General features: G+C 52.6%; 16 protein-coding genes. 8 read left to right on the top strand and 8 right to left on the bottom strand.

Annotated features, from left to right (window positions below; genetic code table 11):
• Positions 1–15: 15 nt before the first annotated feature.
• On the bottom strand, positions 16–921 hold the full coding sequence (locus tag Q7C21_RS02530; protein WP_110411965.1) for a LysR substrate-binding domain-containing protein: 906 nt from the start codon (positions 919–921) through the stop codon (positions 16–18).
• Between the two features lie 99 nt (positions 922–1,020).
• Here Q7C21_RS02530 and Q7C21_RS02525 point away from each other — a divergent pair, with 99 nt between their 5' ends.
• A complete protein-coding gene (locus Q7C21_RS02525) occupies positions 1,021–1,794 on the top strand; it encodes a 2OG-Fe(II) oxygenase family protein (RefSeq protein WP_192377888.1) in 774 nt (257 codons plus the stop codon).
• On the opposite strand, the gene Q7C21_RS02520 is transcribed toward Q7C21_RS02525, so the two are convergent.
• Positions 1,779–2,864 (bottom strand): DUF2817 domain-containing protein, encoded by a 1,086-nt coding sequence (locus Q7C21_RS02520; RefSeq protein ID WP_375150337.1) that lies wholly within the window; start codon positions 2,862–2,864, stop codon positions 1,779–1,781. The genes Q7C21_RS02525 and Q7C21_RS02520 overlap by 16 nt on opposite strands.
• 36 nt (positions 2,865–2,900) lie before the next feature.
• Positions 2,901–3,671 carry an ABC transporter substrate-binding protein gene (locus Q7C21_RS02515; RefSeq protein WP_003855153.1) on the bottom strand — a complete coding sequence of 257 codons (771 nt, stop codon included), beginning with the start codon at positions 3,669–3,671 and terminating at the stop codon, positions 2,901–2,903.
• A 595-nt stretch (positions 3,672–4,266) separates the two neighbouring features.
• Between Q7C21_RS02515 and Q7C21_RS02510 the strand changes: the two genes are divergently transcribed.
• Positions 4,267–5,262: a helix-turn-helix domain-containing protein gene (locus tag Q7C21_RS02510; protein WP_375150336.1), complete on the top strand. Its 996-nt coding sequence runs from the start codon at positions 4,267–4,269 to the stop codon at positions 5,260–5,262.
• On the opposite strand, the gene Q7C21_RS02505 is transcribed toward Q7C21_RS02510, so the two are convergent.
• Both Q7C21_RS02505 and Q7C21_RS02500 read right to left on the bottom strand, forming a co-directional pair.
• A complete protein-coding gene (locus Q7C21_RS02505; RefSeq protein ID WP_375150335.1) occupies positions 5,246–6,340 on the bottom strand; it encodes an alpha/beta hydrolase family protein in 1,095 nt (364 codons plus the stop codon). The genes Q7C21_RS02510 and Q7C21_RS02505 overlap by 17 nt on opposite strands.
• Before the next feature lie 251 nt (positions 6,341–6,591).
• On the bottom strand, positions 6,592–7,800 hold the full coding sequence (locus tag Q7C21_RS02500; protein WP_039661422.1) for an aldose 1-epimerase family protein: 1,209 nt from the start codon (positions 7,798–7,800) through the stop codon (positions 6,592–6,594).
• 360 nt (positions 7,801–8,160) lie between these two features.
• On the opposite strand from Q7C21_RS02500, the gene Q7C21_RS02495 reads away from it, so the two are divergent.
• The 5 genes from Q7C21_RS02495 (at position 8,161) to Q7C21_RS02475 (ending at position 11,457) form a co-directional block, all read left to right on the top strand.
• Entirely contained in the window at positions 8,161–8,724 is a 564-nt protein-coding gene (locus Q7C21_RS02495; protein WP_003855159.1) for a peroxiredoxin, read from the top strand.
• A 24-nt stretch (positions 8,725–8,748) separates the two neighbouring features.
• Positions 8,749–9,990: a protein-disulfide reductase DsbD gene (locus Q7C21_RS02490; RefSeq protein WP_008924683.1), complete on the top strand. Its 1,242-nt coding sequence runs from the start codon at positions 8,749–8,751 to the stop codon at positions 9,988–9,990.
• 71 nt (positions 9,991–10,061) lie between these two features.
• Positions 10,062–10,616, top strand: a complete 555-nt coding sequence (locus Q7C21_RS02485; RefSeq protein ID WP_008924684.1) for a sigma-70 family RNA polymerase sigma factor — start codon at positions 10,062–10,064, stop codon at positions 10,614–10,616.
• Positions 10,603–11,244: a DUF1109 domain-containing protein gene (locus Q7C21_RS02480; RefSeq protein WP_110411971.1), complete on the top strand. Its 642-nt coding sequence runs from the start codon at positions 10,603–10,605 to the stop codon at positions 11,242–11,244. The genes Q7C21_RS02485 and Q7C21_RS02480 overlap by 14 nt, the downstream gene beginning before the upstream one ends.
• Before the next feature lie 87 nt (positions 11,245–11,331).
• Complete coding sequence (locus Q7C21_RS02475; RefSeq protein ID WP_223296432.1) at positions 11,332–11,457, top strand: DeoR family transcriptional regulator; 126 nt, start codon at positions 11,332–11,334, stop codon at positions 11,455–11,457.
• A gap of 177 nt (positions 11,458–11,634) precedes the next feature.
• Here the strand turns inward: Q7C21_RS02475 and Q7C21_RS02470 are convergent, their stop codons facing one another.
• The gene (locus tag Q7C21_RS02470) at positions 11,635–12,495 is read right to left on the bottom strand and encodes an alpha/beta hydrolase (protein ID WP_375150334.1); all 861 of its coding nucleotides are present in this window, start codon (positions 12,493–12,495) and stop codon (positions 11,635–11,637) included.
• 201 nt (positions 12,496–12,696) lie between these two features.
• On the opposite strand from Q7C21_RS02470, the gene Q7C21_RS02465 reads away from it, so the two are divergent.
• The gene (locus Q7C21_RS02465; protein ID WP_003855170.1) at positions 12,697–13,107 is read left to right on the top strand and encodes a GFA family protein; all 411 of its coding nucleotides are present in this window, start codon (positions 12,697–12,699) and stop codon (positions 13,105–13,107) included.
• Positions 13,108–13,123: 16 nt separating this feature from the next.
• Here the strand turns inward: Q7C21_RS02465 and Q7C21_RS02460 are convergent, their stop codons facing one another.
• Both Q7C21_RS02460 and fdhF read right to left on the bottom strand, forming a co-directional pair.
• Entirely contained in the window at positions 13,124–13,609 is a 486-nt protein-coding gene (locus Q7C21_RS02460; protein ID WP_008924687.1) for a DUF1641 domain-containing protein, read from the bottom strand.
• Positions 13,609–16,581 carry a formate dehydrogenase subunit alpha gene (fdhF, locus tag Q7C21_RS02455; protein ID WP_375150333.1) on the bottom strand — a complete coding sequence of 991 codons (2,973 nt, stop codon included), beginning with the start codon at positions 16,579–16,581 and terminating at the stop codon, positions 13,609–13,611. Before fdhF ends, Q7C21_RS02460 begins: the two co-directional genes overlap by 1 nt.
• Positions 16,582–16,943: the final 362 nt, after the last annotated feature.

Genomic DNA, 16,943 nt, shown 5'->3' with positions numbered 1-16,943 from the left:
TACGTTCACCGGCTATCAGCGACCTGCAGCCTGTTCGTTTAACCAGCCGATCAGTGCTTCACTGCCAGGCTGGCTCATCGTGCGTTGTGGCCAGGCGAGGAAATAGGGTTTGCTCAGTGGCAGGCAAAGATCATCCACTACCACCAAATCGCCACGCGCCAGTTCGGGCGCGATAAGGCGTCGTTGTCCCAGCAGCAATCCCATACCCGCAACAGCCGCATCAATCGCCAGTGAAGTCAGATTAAAACTAAAGGCGGGCTGCGGCAGCGGTTCGTCCATGCCTTTGGTCTGAAACCAACCCGGCCAGTCCGGCAGAAAACGGCCTTCATTTCCCCAGTCGAGATGGATCAGCGGTGCCTGACTCAGAACCGTTTCCGGCGCAAAGCGTTGCAGCAGCGCCGGACTTGCCACCGGCAGCACCTCATCATGAAACAGTTTCAGCTTATCCAGTTGCGGGTAACGATCTTCACCGAAACAGATCACGAAATCAGCGGGCATGGCGGTGAAATCGACCTGAGAATGCGTGCCATGTAATGAGAGATCAATATTCGGGCAATGATCGCGCCAGCTCGCCAGTTGAGGCAAAAGCCATTTGGATGCCAGCGCCGGTAATGCGTAAACCGTGAGTTTTGGTGCACTGGCCGCATGGCGAATATTTTGCTGGCCAAGATGCAGGATATCAAAGGCCTCGGTGACATAGCGCAGATACTCTTTTCCGGTTTCGGTCAGCATGACACCGCTCTGCGTGCGTAAAAACAGGGCGCTGCCGAGTTGCTCCTCCAGCTGGCGAATCTGCTGACTGACCGCCGCCGGCGTTAAGGCCAGCTGGGCGGCGGCTTTTGCCAGGCTTCCCAGCTCGGCGGCCACCTTGAATGACTGTATGACGCTGATTTTTGGCAACCTTGGCATTTGGGCAGGCATTAACGCTTCCTTATCAGGGCAGTAAATTTTTATCGTTACGCAGTGTGGCAGGCGACAGGTAGAGTAACATTACACCTGCCCATCGTGAGAAATGTTGCTATGTCTGGTTCCCTTGTTCGTCTCGATCTTCATCCGCTGGCCGACCACGGCTGGCGTCAACGCTGTCGTGAGCAATTAAACCAGTCTGGTGCGCTGGTACTGCGTCAGTTTTTAAAACCACAGGCTTTAGAGGCGATCATCGAAGAGGGCAATGCGCAACGTCACCTGGCCTATCATACCCGCAGCAAACACAATGTGTATCTGATGAAACCTGATGAGGCTTTCTCGGCCGTTCACCCGCGTAATCGAGATGTGCTCAGCACCAAAGGCTGTATTACTGATGATCTGATCGCTGCCGATTCGCCGCTGCGTCAGCTTTATAATGATGACCTGTTCCAGCATTTCCTGTGCGATGTGCTGGGTGAGGATGCGCTCTATCCCTACGCGGACCCGCTTTCCTCGATCAACCTGCACTATGCGCCTCACGGACAGGAGCTGGGCTGGCACTTCGACAACTCCTCCTTTGCTATCACCTTGCTGGTCCAAAAACCGCTGGCGGGCGGCATATTTCAATATGTGAAAGATCTACGGGATGCCGATGCCGGTGAGATGAACTTTGCAGGGGTTGAAGCCGTTCTGGATGAACGCCAGCCGGTTAATGAGCTGGAGATTGATGCCGGGGATTTGGTGCTGTTTCGTGGCCGTAATTCACTGCACCGCGTGACCCCAACTGAAGGCGAGGTCACCCGGATGCTGGCGGTACTGGCCTACAATACTCAGCCTGACATTGCTTTATCCGAAACTGCGCGTATGACCTTCTACGGCAAATTATAACCTCGGGGCGTGTCTGCAAGGGCACGCCAGCCACGCTGGAAAATCTGCTGCGTGCGAAACGCCACTAACGCACGCCAGTCCTCATCGGCGGGCCAGAATCCCTCTACCAGTTGTTGCTTCACTGCCTGACCTGCCGCACTGGCGGGTTCGCCATAGAGATGCAACCAGTGATCTTCACGCACCCGCTGATGCATATCCTGGCCCTCGTAAGTTCCACACTCCACGACCAGCGGCAATATTTGCGTCTCCGCCAGCGACGTCAGCAGATATTGCGACAGATATCCGGTCGCCGTTGCCGTCACGCCCGTTACGCTGTCACGTCCGGCACCGGTGAATAACAACGTCAGCCACTCCCCGTAAATGACTTTGCCCCAGTCGTGAGCAGCATAACGCTGCTCTGCAATTGAGAGCAGCATCGGATGGCCCCATGCGCCAGCGCCGGTATGAAGGTCGAAGCTGATAATGGTTTTCGCAACTGAGAGATGCTGTTCGATGATCGCCTTCATCGTAAGATGAGACCAGCCGGGCTGATGCCCGCCGAAGAAAAATCCATCTGCAAACGTATATTGTCCCGCTTCCACCACGCGTTTAACTGACTGCCAGCCCACGTTGTCCATCGCCTCAGCCAGTTGCCGGTCTGCGCTGACACGGTCGCCATGATAAATACCGTGCCACTGCGCATATTCCGGGTTATCAGGAACCGGTTGACTGAAGTTGATAAAGTTACGGTTGAGGTCGATGTTGTCTTCGTTCACGCGCCGTAAATGCGCCGCACCCCATGGATTGAGCAGATGAACAAGCAGCAATGCGGTGTCAGCAGGTATTTTATCCAGCGAATCGAGCCACGCTATCTGACAATCCGAACCATAATAGCCTTCAACGCCATGTGTGCCAGAGACGACCAGCATCAGACGCGATGCGCTGGCGGGTCCCAGTCGTGCCACATCCGTATATAGCGCTTCGCCCTGCGGACCCGGAAGAGGATGCCGATATGAGGTTATCGCAGCACCTTTGCGCTCCACTGCGGCCAGAAAGCGTTCACGCTGAACGCGGTAGTTGGGCAATGCCATAGTCTCTACCTTCCCGAATTCGTCACACAACAGTAATCAGGGATAAACCTTGAATTTAAAGTACTTTTTAGTGAGCTGATCATAAGTTCCGTTTTTATGAAGCTCAGCCAGTGCCGTGTTGATCATCTTCAGATTCGCTTCATCGCCTTTGCGTAACGCAATACCTACGCCATCACCAAAAATGACTTTATCCACCAGTGTTCCTTTAATGGCGTACGTCTTGCCTTCCGGTGAGGTAAGGAATCCCTGTTCAGCGGAGACCGCATTCGCCAGGCTGCCATCAAGACGTCCGGCGACCAAATCGGGATAGACTTCCATCTGATTAGGATATGAGACGATTTTGACGCCTTGTGACTCCCATTTAGTTTTGGCGTACGTTTCCTGGATGGTGCCCTGAGCCACACCGATGGTCTTACCGCGCAGAGAAGCAACGTCGGTCGTCAGCTTGCTGTCAGCCGGTGCCAGCAGGGCACTTGGCGTGTTATACAACATGTCGCTAAACGCCACCTGCTGACGGCGCTTATCGGTCATCGACATAGCTGACAGGATGGCATCAAATTTCTTCGCCTGGAGAGCAGGGATGCTGCTATCAAAACCCATTTGCACCCATTGGCACTTCACCTTTGCCTGAGCACAGATGGCATTACCAATATCGATATCAAAACCCTGTAATGACCCATCAGCCGCCTTAGATTCAAACGGCGGGAATGTAGGGTCCACACCAAAGCGCAGCGTTTGCTGTGCCCATGCACCCTGGGTGAACGCGGTAAGCGAAAACAGTAATGCGAGAGATAAGCTCTTTTTCATGTTTTATTTCCCGAAGGCTGGTGAATTTAAGCACGACACCTTAATCAAATAACATGCAGGTTCATTTCCCACCAGAGATAAGCAGCATTCATCCAGAGTAAAATCTTATAATATTAAGTGAGTTAGCGAATCTTTGTACGGCGTTAAATTTTGCTTAATGCTGATGGTAATTTCAGATATAAATCGGGATGAGGGTCTGGGCCTGCTCAGGTCAGGCAACAGCAAAAATCAAAGCTCTGATTCAGAATTCTGGTTTTAGAAGAGGTTTGTTTTGTCAGGCAGTAGCGGATTTATCAAAGCAGATAGATTACGCAGAAAGTAGGATTTAAAAACGAATCTTTTTCAGAGGGCATTCAGAGCTCATGTTCGGGGGTTATCAGCAGGTTGCCCAGGATGGCCAGGTCAGCTTTGCCTCTATACCATTGATGCGCACAATCTATCTTATGTTAAATTAAAGATGCCAGCTTAACTCCTGTTACCCTTCCATACCTGAATAGCTCAATGACGTTCATAACTGTCTAAGTCCGGTTTCTTCTGCGTCGGAACCTTACCTAACATCCGAGGCCAGACAATACAACTTGTGGTCGATTATGTAATGATTCAGGAAATTTACAGCTCTGGTTCTGTACCTATGCTCTCAGTGCCTTTTCCTGTCATTACCCTGCTTGCTTTATTTTTGCTGATGGCAACAGTCTTTTCTGGCAAACCATGCAACAACGGCGCACTGCGTTTCCTTTCGGCCTGCATCATCCTGGTTTCACTGAATACCATTCGCTGGGAATACGATTCTCACTTTCTGAGGGATTTGCAGTCTGTTATGGCCATGCTATTACCTGCGATTGCATGGCACAGTTTTGTCCCACTTAACGACAACAAACGCAAACATGACTTATTTGTCATGATTGTGCCAGTCCTCGTATCGCTGGCGATGAGATTGGTTTGGGCTCATGCGACTGACTTCATTCTCAGCCTGCTTTTTTTCAGCTACGGCGTTGGACTGCTCAAACAAGCTTTTGTGAATGAGCAAAAACTAAAATTCAATCGCCTGAATGAGATCCCTCAGCAAGCTAGCCTGACGTTCTTCGCAGGAAGCTTTCTCTGCCTGTCGGCACTGACAGATCTTCTCATCGCAATTGATTTTGATATCAGTGGCGGAAAGCATGCCGCTTTAATAATTCTCATCACTCAACTTTTGCTCTTACCGATTGTTGGTGTGATTGTTTACAACTTCATAAATTCGCATCAACAATTTGAGCCAGATATCAGGCAGGAAAAAGATACCACCGATGAAAAAGCGCCAGCAGCTGATATGACTGAGTTATATATTGTGCTGGAAAAAAAGATCCATGAATCTGAGCTCTATCTTGATCCCAATCTGACCCTGGCTCTTCTGGCAAGAAAAACCGGCGTACCCGCCCGCAATTTTTCTGCAGCGGTTAACTCTGTCAAACAATGCAACGTTTCTCAGTGGATCAATGGGTTCAGGGTTGAACGGGCAAAAGAACTCCTGCTTAGCACATCATTACCCGTTACCCATATCATGCTGGAGTCCGGATTTATGACTAAATCGAATTTTAATCGTGAGTTTTAGCGGCTTTCAGGACTTTCTCCGCGTTTATTTCGCCAGCAGGCGCTTGATAATTCAGTACAGAATTCAGAAAAACTGTAATTTCAGTCGTTATCGTCTGATGCAGCGCGGTTCTGTCCGCGTCCTTATCGTCATGGCAAACAATGCCATCGCCCGGAGATTCATCATCAATAAGTTTCTCTGCCCCGGGTTTACATATCTGCATAAAACTGAAGTGTGTTGCGCCTTTAATGAGGATGTATTTCCGCAATGATTCACGCATTTGATTAGCAAGATATTCAGATTCCTCAGGCGCTGGAAGTTCGCCCACCATACCGTTGCCTGCCGCCAGAATAAGTACGGGTATGTTAATTTTGCTAAGGCTTACGGGCGTAAAACCTGGTGCTAAACCAGCATCTAGTGACACGACGGCTTTAATTCTTTTATCTTGCCAGTCAGATAAAAAAACGTTGCGGGCTGAAGCGTCATCTATTCCAAGCCTGGTTGTCAGTTTACAGTCTCCGCGAAGTACGTGTCGCTGACAGTCATGCAGGAGGCGTAAAGGATCAAAACGTGCACCAGCCAGCGACATGACTGTCCATCCGCCAAGTGAATGACCTGCTGCAGCTATGCGCGCCGGGTCTGCTGTGCCAGTTAATTCTGAAGATTGACTGACGAAATCAATTACCCGTGAAATTTCACCAGGGCGCCGCCATAGTTTTCTGGCATCTTCGGGATTGTGGTTAAAAGTCGTCGTGCCGGGATGATCAGGTGCAGCCACAATATATCCCTGCGCGGCCATTGCTGAAGCAAGCCAGGAGAGATTCCTCCAGCTGCCATTAAACCCATTTGAAATGAGTAAAAGTGGATGTTTTCCAGATGCGGGTACAGCATCTCGGATAATGTCCGTGCCGACAAAGGCGGCGTTCCCTCCAACCGTTTCACTGACTCCTTTTTGCACCGCCGCCGGATACCAAACGGCAACGTTCAGGGGCACTCCCTGATCCCCTTTTAATGTCACCTGGCGGAAGCCTGGCGTTGCATGAGCCTGCAAAGAGATGATTAAAACCGATAATGCGATAAACGCTGCTCTGAACAACATGATGAATGCCCTGCTGTGATGAATGAGCCCTATTAATAACGGGCAGCAAGGCACCGATGCGTCCTTTTACACGATCCAGGTCTTTAAAAGTGCAAAAATGGCGGTTAATTATGCAGCCATCCAAACTTGATAGCGGCGACAATACACCATGGCGGGTCAGAATCTTCCAGCAGTAGTAATTATGAAGTTACAGAAATCATTGACCCTCTCCTGAAAAAAGCCCCGACACAATATGCCGGGGCGTTCTGCTATTACTCTTTCGCTATCGGCGTCTCACTCACATCAATCTTTGTCTCACCCTGAATAGTTTTAATGCGTTTCTCAACGTCATTCACCTGCTGGCTGTTATGCAACAAGGTATAAGTCAGATCAAACGAGGTGCTGGCACCGGGCTGCAATTGCTTAACGCGTTTCTGTTCGCGCTCAATCGTGACCGGATAAGCATAACTGGTGCCCGGCTCAATACCGGTCACGTAGCCCTGTTTTAAGGTGTCGGTATTTTTCCACAGCGTAAGCATTGGAAGCTGGCGGGTATCAAACTGAATGGATGCGCCGCTGTTTCCGGCTTTATTTATCACTGCAGCTACGGTCTGATGATTACTGTCAGAAAGGGGTTTGATGTTGAATACCATCTCATCGAAGTCTTTGGTCGGCCCTTTGTAAGTCTGCCAGTCTTTTAATCCGGCTTTTGCGTAATCATTAAACGGGCTGATGCCGGACATCGGTGCCAGGAAACGTGCACCCTCTTCAAGAATAGGCTTACCGAAGTTGCTGTGATAGATGATCTGGTAATCGTGCGGATAGTCAGCGTGATTAGTTAACACATCATGCAGGCTGAAGCTGTTACTGCCCGGCACGTAACGCAGTTCGGTCATCGTCTGCAAATCGGTTTTCTTGAAGGTGCTCTCTTTAATCAGGCCACGAATACGGATTTCATGGGGCGCTGCATCTGCCACTTCAACTTCCAGTTGTGAAACCGGCGTGTTACCTGCTTTACCGTGCAGGGTGTAGATGCGGCCCTGGTCAGTCACCGGATGACCGGTCCATTCGTAGCCGCAGCGCACCATCATCTCATTGAAACCGTCCAGCCAGCCCAGGCCGTTGCGGCTTTCCAGATTGATGTAAGCAGGATTGACCACCTCTTTGACCGGTGAATCCCACCCCATACGCGTACCAAAGCCTTCGACGCGCAGCAGGTTCATGCCACGGGTGGGACTGAGCGTGATAGTCAGGCCATCCTGACTGCGAATCGTCAGCGTTTTACTGCCTTCCTGTTTGCCGCCGTGCAGAACTTTTTGCTCGATGCTGAACGGCTTGCCCTGAAACTTCAGCTCACTACTGGAAATCTGCCAGTTTCCCTGATCTGTGCCCTGTTCAGCACTCGTCAGCACCCATGTTTTTGCGGCTGCAGAACCAGAAACCAGAACCGCTACTACTGTTAACGCCAGTTTAATTTTCATTATTTACCTCATTTGCTGAATCGTTTTTTCATACGTTAAGCGGAATTTACTGGTTGAGGCTCACCAGAAACGTGACGACGCTCACCTGCCGGTAAATCGGCAGCGTCCAGAGGAATAAATGCGGGTTAAATCACATAAATAAGCAGCCAAAAAGGAATAATCGCGACCAATTTAATGTTAAATCCGGACTTAGCTGTATTCGATTCAGCTTTTTGAGCATTTCCCTGACCCTTTCAGCCAGACCACCTAAATCGAATAAATCGTAAAAAAATTTCAAAACCCCGCAACTTTTTCCATTTTTGAACGAACCTTTTATCAGAGACGTCAGGCAACCCCGTCTGTTCGTCAATGGAGAGAGAAATGCCAATGAAAAACACCCTGAAAACCCTGGCCGTCGCTACACTGCTGGCACTGAGTGTTCCGGCAACATCTGCCTTTGCGGCGTTACAGGTCGGTGAAAAAGCGCCAGACTTCAAACTTGACGCCGCACTGGCGGGTAAATCGACCACCTTCTCTTTGCAGCAGGCCCTGAAGAAAGGCCCGGTTGTACTCTACTTCTTCCCGGCGGCGTTCAGCGCTGGCTGCACGCTTGAAGCGCATGATTTTGCCGAAGCGTCCGATGAATTTAAAAAACAGGGGGCGACCGTGATTGGTGTCACTGCCGGCAATACCGATCAGATTGCTAAATTCTCTCAGCTGGAATGCCGTGACAAATTCACCGTGGCAGCCGATCCTGGCGCTAAAGTGGCGGCTGAATACAAGAGCACCATGGAGATGAAAGGTCAGAAACTGTCCGACCGCACCTCTTATGTGATCGCGCCGGATGGCAAGATTCTGCTGAGCTTCACCGACAAAAATCCTGATACGCATATTCAGAAAGCGATGGATGCTGTTAAAAAATATCGTCAGGCCAATCCGGCATAACTTCATCTTCTGAGCAGGTATATCATGCTGACTGCGATTGCAGCTGCCTTTCTGGGTGGCATTATTCTGAACCTCATGCCCTGCGTGTTTCCGGTAATCTCGCTGAAAGCACTGAGCCTGATCCGCCATCACGAATCGCCCTCTCACGCCCGCGCAGAGGGCCTGGCATTTCTGCTGGGCGTGGTCCTGACGATGGTCGCCCTGGCAGCACTATTACTGCTGGCCAGAGCGGGTGGTGCGTCCGTTGGTTGGGGATTTCAGCTGCAATCGCCGCTGGTCATCGCCGCGTTAATTCTGGTGATGCTCGGTTCAGCACTGAATCTGCTCGGTCTGTTTGAAGTCGGCTTGTCGGTTCAACGCGTGGGCGAAGTGGGCGGCAATCGTGCAGGGTTAATGGGTTCAGCCCTGACCGGTGCACTGGCCATCATCGTCGCGACGCCCTGCAGTGCGCCATTCATGGCCAGCGCGGTGGGTTATGCCCTCACCCAGCCTCCGCTGATTAGTCTCATTATCTTTATTTCGCTGGCGCTGGGCTTTGCTGCGCCTTTTACCCTGATATCGTTCTTCCCGGTGCTGGCGCGCATATTGCCAAAACCGGGTGCCTGGATGATCACGCTGAAACAGGGCCTGGCGTTTCCTATGCTGGGCGCGGTGGGCTGGCTGATTTGGGTTCTGGAACGTCAGGCAGGCTCGGCAGCGCTGGCGGCAATTCTGGTCTGTTGTTTACTGTTTAGTTTTGCCGCCTGGCTGTATGGCATGGCACAGAAACGCCGTATGATGGGACAGCGCCATGTTGTACTGCATGTTGCAACTGTGTTCTTCCTGGCTCTCGTCGTCGTGCCATTGCTGAACCTGAACCGTTTTGCCAGCGCGCCTGCTGAAACGGAAACCGCTTCACAGGCTGCAGCGACTGTCTCCTGGTCGCCGCAGAATGTCGACGCGATTAAAGGTCAGGGCAAGCCTATCCTGGTGAATTTTACGGCGTCATGGTGTATTACCTGCCAGGTAAACGATCGCACTTCACTTTCGACGCAGGCGGTCAAGGCCGCAATGGCGCGGACGAATACCATTTACATGGTTGCAGACTCCACCAAATATAACCCTGATGTTGAACAGGCGCTGAGTGATTTCGGACGCGGCGGATTGCCGCTCTACGTGGTCTACCCGGCTGACGGAGGAAAACCGGTAGTACTACCGCAGGTCCTGACGCCGGGCATTGTCATTTCAGCGCTCGATCAGGCAACGGAAAAAGGAAAGAAAACCTGAGACGATTGACTAAGCGATTTCCTGGGACGTTTCCAGGCCACTGTCACTGTGTGCTGAACTGCTGATGACGAATGTCAGAGACTGATCCACGCGCTCAGCAGTGGCCTGCCCTGATGGCACGGGCGCAGGCGGGCGACAGAGCAGCCTATAACCAGTTACTGAAAGCGATGGTTCCGGCCATCCGTGCATTAGTGTGCAAAAAAATCCGTGACGAAGTGCTAGTCGAAGATGTGATTCAGGAGACGCTGCTGGCGATCCATCGGGTTCGCCACACCTACGATCCGCAGCGCCCGATACTGCCCTGGGTTGCAGCAATTGCTTCTGCACGGACCATTGATACGTTGCGTCAGCATGGTCGACGTCAGGAAGTACAGGATGAGGAAGCGCTGCAAAAACGCCCGGCTGAAAGCAGTGAACTCCAGTCTGATAACGATATCCTCTCCGGTTATCTGGATATCCTTCCGCTACGCCAGCGGGAGATTGTCGAATCCGTACATCTGCGTGAGCAGAGTCTGGCGCAGGCAGCTGCTGAAACCCATCAGTCTCTCTCAGCGGTTAAATCCCTGTTGCATCGCGCAATGGTCAATCTTAGAAAATATGGACGGGGTGTGCATGAGAAATCATGACCAGTTAATTGATCAGCTCAGCGCCTCTGCGCAGCCGGTGCAGCGCGTCTGGCCTGTGGCCTGGCGCGTCGCGGGCTGGATCGCGCTTGCCCTCCCTTGTGGCGCGTTAACCAGTTGGGCGTTTCACAGCCGGTTTACTGACTGGTCGCAGCCCGGCGCGTTTTTCGCGCTGGTTGCCGTACTGCTGTCTCTCATCATCGCGGGAAGCACACTTGCGGCAGCTTTTACATTGAGCATTGCAGGCAGGAAACCGATCAGTTCGCGCTGGCCGCTACTGCTGGCTGTTTTGTGGCTGGGGCTAAATCTGATCAATATGTCACCTGAAGCCCCGCCAGCAGGTGCTGGTCGGTTTGGTGAAGGGATACACTGCTATCTGTTTATGCTGTCTGCCAGCGTGCCGATGATGTTGATGTCGGTGATCGCCCTGAAACGCACCCGTTCACTTTATCCCGCGCGCAGTCTCGCGCTGAGCGGCTGTGGCTGCGCGTTTACCTCATCAATGCTGCTATCGCTGTGTCATGACACTCATCTGCATATTGTTGATTTCTCAATGCATCTTGCCGCAGGCATTACTATTGTGGCGCTGACGGTGCTGGCCGGACGCCGCTGGATTCAGCTGGGAAAGTAATGACTTTGTTTATTACTCTGCAACCAACTCAATCAGGTTTCCGTCAGGATTATGCCGGGCGGGCAGAGACAGAAGATCACGGACGCCGTGGCCGGACAAACCGCGATCGACCAGATCCCGGGAATTCTGTCTGATCAGGCATTTATTAGCGGCTGTGCCATGAATCCGGAGGCCGGGCTGACCGGTTTTAACGGCGCGATTTATCGTGGCTAAATGGCATGAAATCGCAACGCGGGTCGTGGAATAAAAGCGTGATAAAGAACGGCATGAGGTGTTTGAGGCTGAAGAGAGGGGTGTGAACCTGCGCAATGTTCAGCACGGAATCAACTCGCTCCTGCCGGCGCGCGACAGAGGTCTGCGAACACCACGCAAAAGCGAGCCTGCTTCAGGTTACAAATGCGCCGCGAACCACGACGTCTGCACCTTAATCACTGACGCGAAGTGCTGACCGCTGTAAATATCGTAGTGACGGGCCTCTTCGGCTACAAAGAGCTGCTTATTGGTTGCGGCTACCGCATCAAACAGCGCACGCCCTTGTTCCGGCGGATTCACGCTATCCTGACCGGCGACCACGACCAGTGTCGGACAGGTGACCTTCGCGGCATTGATCGCGGGTTTGTAGTGCAGCGTTTCCCGTACGGTTAAAAACGGGATTTTGATGTCCATTTTCGGATGCTTATGCCGGTTCTCCTCAAAGAACGCTTTTGACTCTTCATCGTTCAGCACGCGAGTAATGGCCACAAACATCTCTTTGCCGCTGTTCTGCCGCTTTTGATCCATCTTCTCCAGCGTAGCAATAAAGCCCGCCTTCTCCGTCGCGTCCAGTTGCCCGGTGACAATCTCTTCCCCATCCGCAAAGGCGAGCTGGCTGACAACACATTTCACATCCGGGTTATTCGCTGCCGCGCCAAAGATGTGACATCCGCCAAAAGACGTGCCCCATAAACCTATTCTGCTCGGGTCCAGCGCCGGTTGCTGTTTTGCCCATGCGATGACCGAGAGAATATCAGCGATCTGCATCGCAGGCACCAGACGACCCCGCTCGCCTTCGCTGTCACCAAATCCACGGTAGTCAAATGTCAGTGTCGCGAAACCTGCCTGGGTAAACGCCTCTGCGAACGCAGGCAGTAAAATCTCACGGATTCCGCAAAAGCCGTGACACAGAATAATCACCGGAGATTTAGTGGTCGCTGTGGGCTGACGCAGCGTCAGCACAATGCCTTCCGGAAGAGTGTGGGTAGATAATTCCATCGTGAGTCATGCTCCTTGCTGAGGTTAAAGGTCAGAAAATTCAGCTAGCACGCTTTCACATCCGCACCGTTTTTACTTAGATCCAGATCAGCCTGCTGACACCTTTTGTCTGAAATGCGGACAAATCCGCCTCCGATGCTGCTAAAACCCGGGCTTTGGCGTAGGCTGAAAGCTGGGTGTTTCATTACACAGGAGATCATGATGCAGAATGAAATGACAGCGCAATGCCACTGTGGTGCCGTTGCCTATAAGGTGACGCTAAAGGATGGCTTTAACACGGTGCGCCGATGCAACTGCTCGTTTTGCCGGATGCGCGGCGCGGTAGTGGTGTTTGCAACCAACGTTGAGCTGACGCAGGGTGAAGCGCACCTCACAGAATATCGCTTCAACAGCAAAGAGGTGGGCCACTACTTCTGCTCCGTCTGCGGCATTTATACTTTTCATCAGAGCCGCTCACAGCCCGATCAGTTTGGGGTTAATGTCGCCTGTCTTGAGGGCGTTTCACCGTTTGATTTCACGGATGTGCCGGTCTCTGATGGTATCAACCACCCTAAAGATGGCGGCGCGGGCGGTGTAGCCGGTCATCTGGTCTATACCCCCACGCAATCCTGAACCACCGCTGCCTTTACTACTCCCGGCTGGGCTTGCCGCTAAAGCGTGTGATTGGCTTCTCCTCTTCACGGTCAATCTGCTGAGAGAAAACCTCGAGTGCCGCGAAGAGTGGCCGCAGTCCACGCCACAGATCCTCATCATTAAGTAAGCGGATGATGCCACGGATGCCCGGCGCGGCTTTTTCCTGCCGCGCCTCATCCCGAGCCGGCTTAACGGCCATTGCAGCATCACGCACCGCCAGCAGCAAGTGATTAAAACGCTCTGGCGGCACGCTGCCCAGCGTCATCATCAACAGTGACAGGTTTTGCAGCGCATTTTGGGTGCCGGGCTGATTGAGACCTGAGACCAGAATTTTCCCCACGTCGTTATTTGATTTAACGAGATCGTTCGCCAGCCGCAGAAAACCGTGCTGGTGGAGATTTTCAAGCAACTCGTCCATTGCCTCCCGGGCAGTTGGCTCGGTGCGTGTGGGCGGGACCTGATACTTCATCCGTTCTGCCATTAAAATTTCTCCGGTTTTTCAACGTGTTCAGGCGGTTCACGATAACCTGCCTGCTGCCATTTTTGCTCAATCGGCAGGTGATCCAGGGGTGTTCGGCTACCATGACGGAAATTGTGTAGCGGCACCGGATTAGGCTGCGGGCGTCGATCGACGCGCGTCATGTTGACAGCGATCTCTTTGTAAGCGGGCGTGTTGACGTCAGGATCGTGATGTTCACCAGTCAGTGCATTAACGCCATCAGTACCATGATGAATTGGCATGAACAGCACGTTACCCGCCACACGGTCTGTAATAACCACTGGCACATCCAGCGATCCCCGACGCGAGGTAATCCGTACCCACTCACCTTCGATGAGCGCGCGCGAGGCTGCAAGTTCCGGTGAGATCTCAACAAAGGCATTAGGCGACAATGACATCATGCGGCCACCCTGCCCGGTCTGATTCATTGACTGGAAATGCTCCAGCATTCGGCCATTGTTCAGCAGCAGATTGTATTCGGCATCCTCCTGCTCAGCGGGCGGCTGCCAGCTCAGCGGATAGAGGCGCGCTTTACCATCCGGGAAATTGAACCGTTCTGTATAGAGACGGGGTGTGCTTTCACCTTCAGCGTTGACCGGCCAGAGTTGCGACTGCCAGCCTGCCAGTTGCTCATAACTCACACCCGCGAAAATCTCTGCAATGCCCGCCACTTCGGCCATAATCGCGCCGGGATTCGGGTAATGCCATGGATGTCCAAGACGCGCCGCGAGATCGGTAAAGATTTGCCAGTCAGGACGACAATCACCCAGTGGCTTCATGGCAGGAGTAAAATGCTGAATGCGCCGCTCGGTATTCACAAAGGTGCCCTCTTTCTCCACGCTGGGCGCACCGGGCAGCACGACATCGGCAAATTCGGCGGTACGCGACATAAAGATGTCCTGAACCACCATAAATTCCAGCTTGCTGAAGGCGGCATGCACCGATGTGGCGTCGGCATCCGCAAACGCTGTCTCTTCCCCGGTGATGTACATTGCACGGATTTTACCTTCACCGGCCTGCTGCACCATTTTGAAGTTATCGGCGCCAGCCTTATCGGAAAGCGCATCAGGAGAAACGCCCCACGCGCGCGCCCATTTTTCCCGGATCGACGCGTCGGTGACTTTTTCATAGCCCGGATAGCGATTGCTGAGGCAGCCGAAATCACTGGCGCCCTGCACATTGTTGTGACCGCGCATCGGATAGCCGCCCGTGCCAGGCCGCCCATAGTTGCCGGTGACCAGCAGTAAATTCGATAGCGCGGTACTGGTGTCTGCTCCGTGGCTATGCTGAGTGATCCCCATCGCCCACAATATGCAGGCGCTGCCCGCGTGTCCGATCATCTCCGCCGACTCTTTGAGTTCGGCTTTACTCAGACCGCAAATCTCGCTGGCATAGTCGAGCGTAAAGGTATCAAGCGAGGTGCGATACTCTTCTACCTGATTAACCCGCTGTGCCAGAAACGCATCATCGGCATAACCGTGGTCGAACATATATTTCGCCATCGCCGAGGCCCAGACCAGGTCCGTGCCAGGTCGGATGCGCAGATAGCAGTCCGCCCGTTCCGCCATTTCATGACGACGCGGATCGACAACCAGCAGTTTCTGACCGCGATGTTTGTGGCTCTGTTTGATGTGGGACGCAATCACCGGATGGTTCTCGGCCAGATTACTGCCGACCAGCACAATCAGTTCGCTCTCCTGCAGATCCTTTATCGTTCCCGCATCACCGCCGTAGCCCACGGTGCGAAACAGCCCTTCTGTCGCCGGGTTCTGACAATAGCGCGAGGAGTTGTCGACATTGTTAGTGCCAAAGATTAAGCGGGCGATTTTCTGAGTAAGATAGGCTTCTTCGTTGCTGGCTTTGCTGGAGCCAATAAAGCCAATCGCATCGCCACCATAATTCTGCGCGATGCCCTGCAATCCTTCAGCTACCCGCTGCAACGCCTCATCCCAGCTGGCGGGCCGGAACCGGCCATTTTCGCGGATCAAGGGCGTCGTCAGACGCGCTGGGCTATTAACAAAATCCCAGCCGAACTTACCCTTAACACAAGTAGAGATGCCATTAGCGGGCGCGTCCGCCACCGGCTGAATTTTCAGGATGTGACGATCGCGGGTCCAGATCTCAAAGCTGCAGCCCACGCCGCAATAGGTGCAGACCGTTTTAGTGCGTTTAATCTCCGACTGCCTCAGCGCCACATCGATGCTGGAGACGCCAGTAATCGGCCCCATGCCAATACTGTTTTCCATCGTTTTGACAAAATCAATCAGCGGGCGCTTCAACCCCTCATCCATTGCAGTGAACGGACCCGCATCAGGCTGCATGGTCTTTTCCAGTAATGCATTACACGGACACACTGTGACGCAGTGTCCACAGCTGACGCAGCTGGAACCGGCGATTTCTGTGCCGCCATCCCAGAGCACGCGGGGATGTGCCTGGGTGTAGTCAATAGAGAGTGTCTCATTGACCTCCACATTCTGGCACGCCTCGACGCAGCGACCGCATAAAATGCACTGGTCAGGATCGTAGGTATAAAACGGGTTAGAGTGATCTTTGGCGTAGGGTTTGGGCTGATGAGGATAGTACTGAATCGGAATGTGCATATCAGCCACGGTATTATGCAGCGTGCAGTCACCGGTGTTGTGTTCACAGACGGTGCAGTAAAGCTCGTGACGGTTGAGCAGTCTATCCATTCCCTCCTGTTGCGCGGCCCTCAGCGCAGTACCTTCACTCTGTACCGAGAGCCCCTCTTCAGTGCGAAGCGTGCAGCCGCGAACCCGCTCGCCATTGGCATCCACCCAACAGACATCACAGCTTTGCAGCGGCGGCAACGCCGGGTGGTAACAGACATGAGGTAGTTTTTTCCCGTGAGCATCCAGAAAGTCGATTAGCGGTTGATTAGCTAACCCTTTTAACCGTTCACCATTAAAGAGAATGGTGCAGTAATTTTCACTCATATAAGCCTCATGGCGTCATTGCGAATAGCGTCCTGCTGGAAAAATATCCCTGAATTTAGAGGGTTGCTTCACAAGCTTAGTGAGGATTAGCAGCCGCGCCATGAATACCGCTACGCTTATCAGGGTTACTTACTGACTGTTAAGGGTTTTTTAAATGTAATGACTTCTTACCACGTGAACCACGTCATGTTTTCCCTTACGGCAGGACGGCAGGAATCACCGTTATCGGCATTTTTGTATTGCTAAGCGATAAGCACCCGATGGCTGATGATAAGGTTAACTATGAAATGATTTGTATGTTGTAACTATATGGTGAGCAGTTTGATATTCCTTTCTGACCCCGTACAAACATCAGCATTAAC

The organism is Pantoea sp. ANP04 (assembly GCF_041982285.1).
GTDB lineage: Bacteria > Pseudomonadota > Gammaproteobacteria > Enterobacterales > Enterobacteriaceae > Pantoea > Pantoea eucalypti.
This window is presented reverse-complemented; position numbering and strand designations above follow the sequence as displayed.

Coding starts and splice junctions, on each gene's coding strand:
- Q7C21_RS02465 (WP_003855170.1), top strand. CDS start 12,697: ATGCAGAATGAAATGACAGCGCAATGCCACTGTGGTGCCGTTGCCTAT.
- Q7C21_RS02490 (WP_008924683.1), top strand. CDS start 8,749: ATGCTGACTGCGATTGCAGCTGCCTTTCTGGGTGGCATTATTCTGAAC.
- Q7C21_RS02485 (WP_008924684.1), top strand. CDS start 10,062: ATGTCAGAGACTGATCCACGCGCTCAGCAGTGGCCTGCCCTGATGGCA.
- Q7C21_RS02520 (WP_375150337.1), bottom strand. CDS start 2,864: ATGGCATTGCCCAACTACCGCGTTCAGCGTGAACGCTTTCTGGCCGCA.
- Q7C21_RS02495 (WP_003855159.1), top strand. CDS start 8,161: ATGCCAATGAAAAACACCCTGAAAACCCTGGCCGTCGCTACACTGCTG.
- Q7C21_RS02470 (WP_375150334.1), bottom strand. CDS start 12,495: ATGGAATTATCTACCCACACTCTTCCGGAAGGCATTGTGCTGACGCTG.
- Q7C21_RS02525 (WP_192377888.1), top strand. CDS start 1,021: ATGTCTGGTTCCCTTGTTCGTCTCGATCTTCATCCGCTGGCCGACCAC.
- Q7C21_RS02505 (WP_375150335.1), bottom strand. CDS start 6,340: ATGTTGTTCAGAGCAGCGTTTATCGCATTATCGGTTTTAATCATCTCT.
- Q7C21_RS02460 (WP_008924687.1), bottom strand. CDS start 13,609: ATGGCAGAACGGATGAAGTATCAGGTCCCGCCCACACGCACCGAGCCA.
- Q7C21_RS02510 (WP_375150336.1), top strand. CDS start 4,267: ATGATTCAGGAAATTTACAGCTCTGGTTCTGTACCTATGCTCTCAGTG.
- fdhF (WP_375150333.1), bottom strand. CDS start 16,581: ATGAGTGAAAATTACTGCACCATTCTCTTTAATGGTGAACGGTTAAAA.
- Q7C21_RS02515 (WP_003855153.1), bottom strand. CDS start 3,671: ATGAAAAAGAGCTTATCTCTCGCATTACTGTTTTCGCTTACCGCGTTC.
- Q7C21_RS02530 (WP_110411965.1), bottom strand. CDS start 921: ATGCCTGCCCAAATGCCAAGGTTGCCAAAAATCAGCGTCATACAGTCA.
- Q7C21_RS02480 (WP_110411971.1), top strand. CDS start 10,603: ATGAGAAATCATGACCAGTTAATTGATCAGCTCAGCGCCTCTGCGCAG.
- Q7C21_RS02500 (WP_039661422.1), bottom strand. CDS start 7,800: ATGAAAATTAAACTGGCGTTAACAGTAGTAGCGGTTCTGGTTTCTGGT.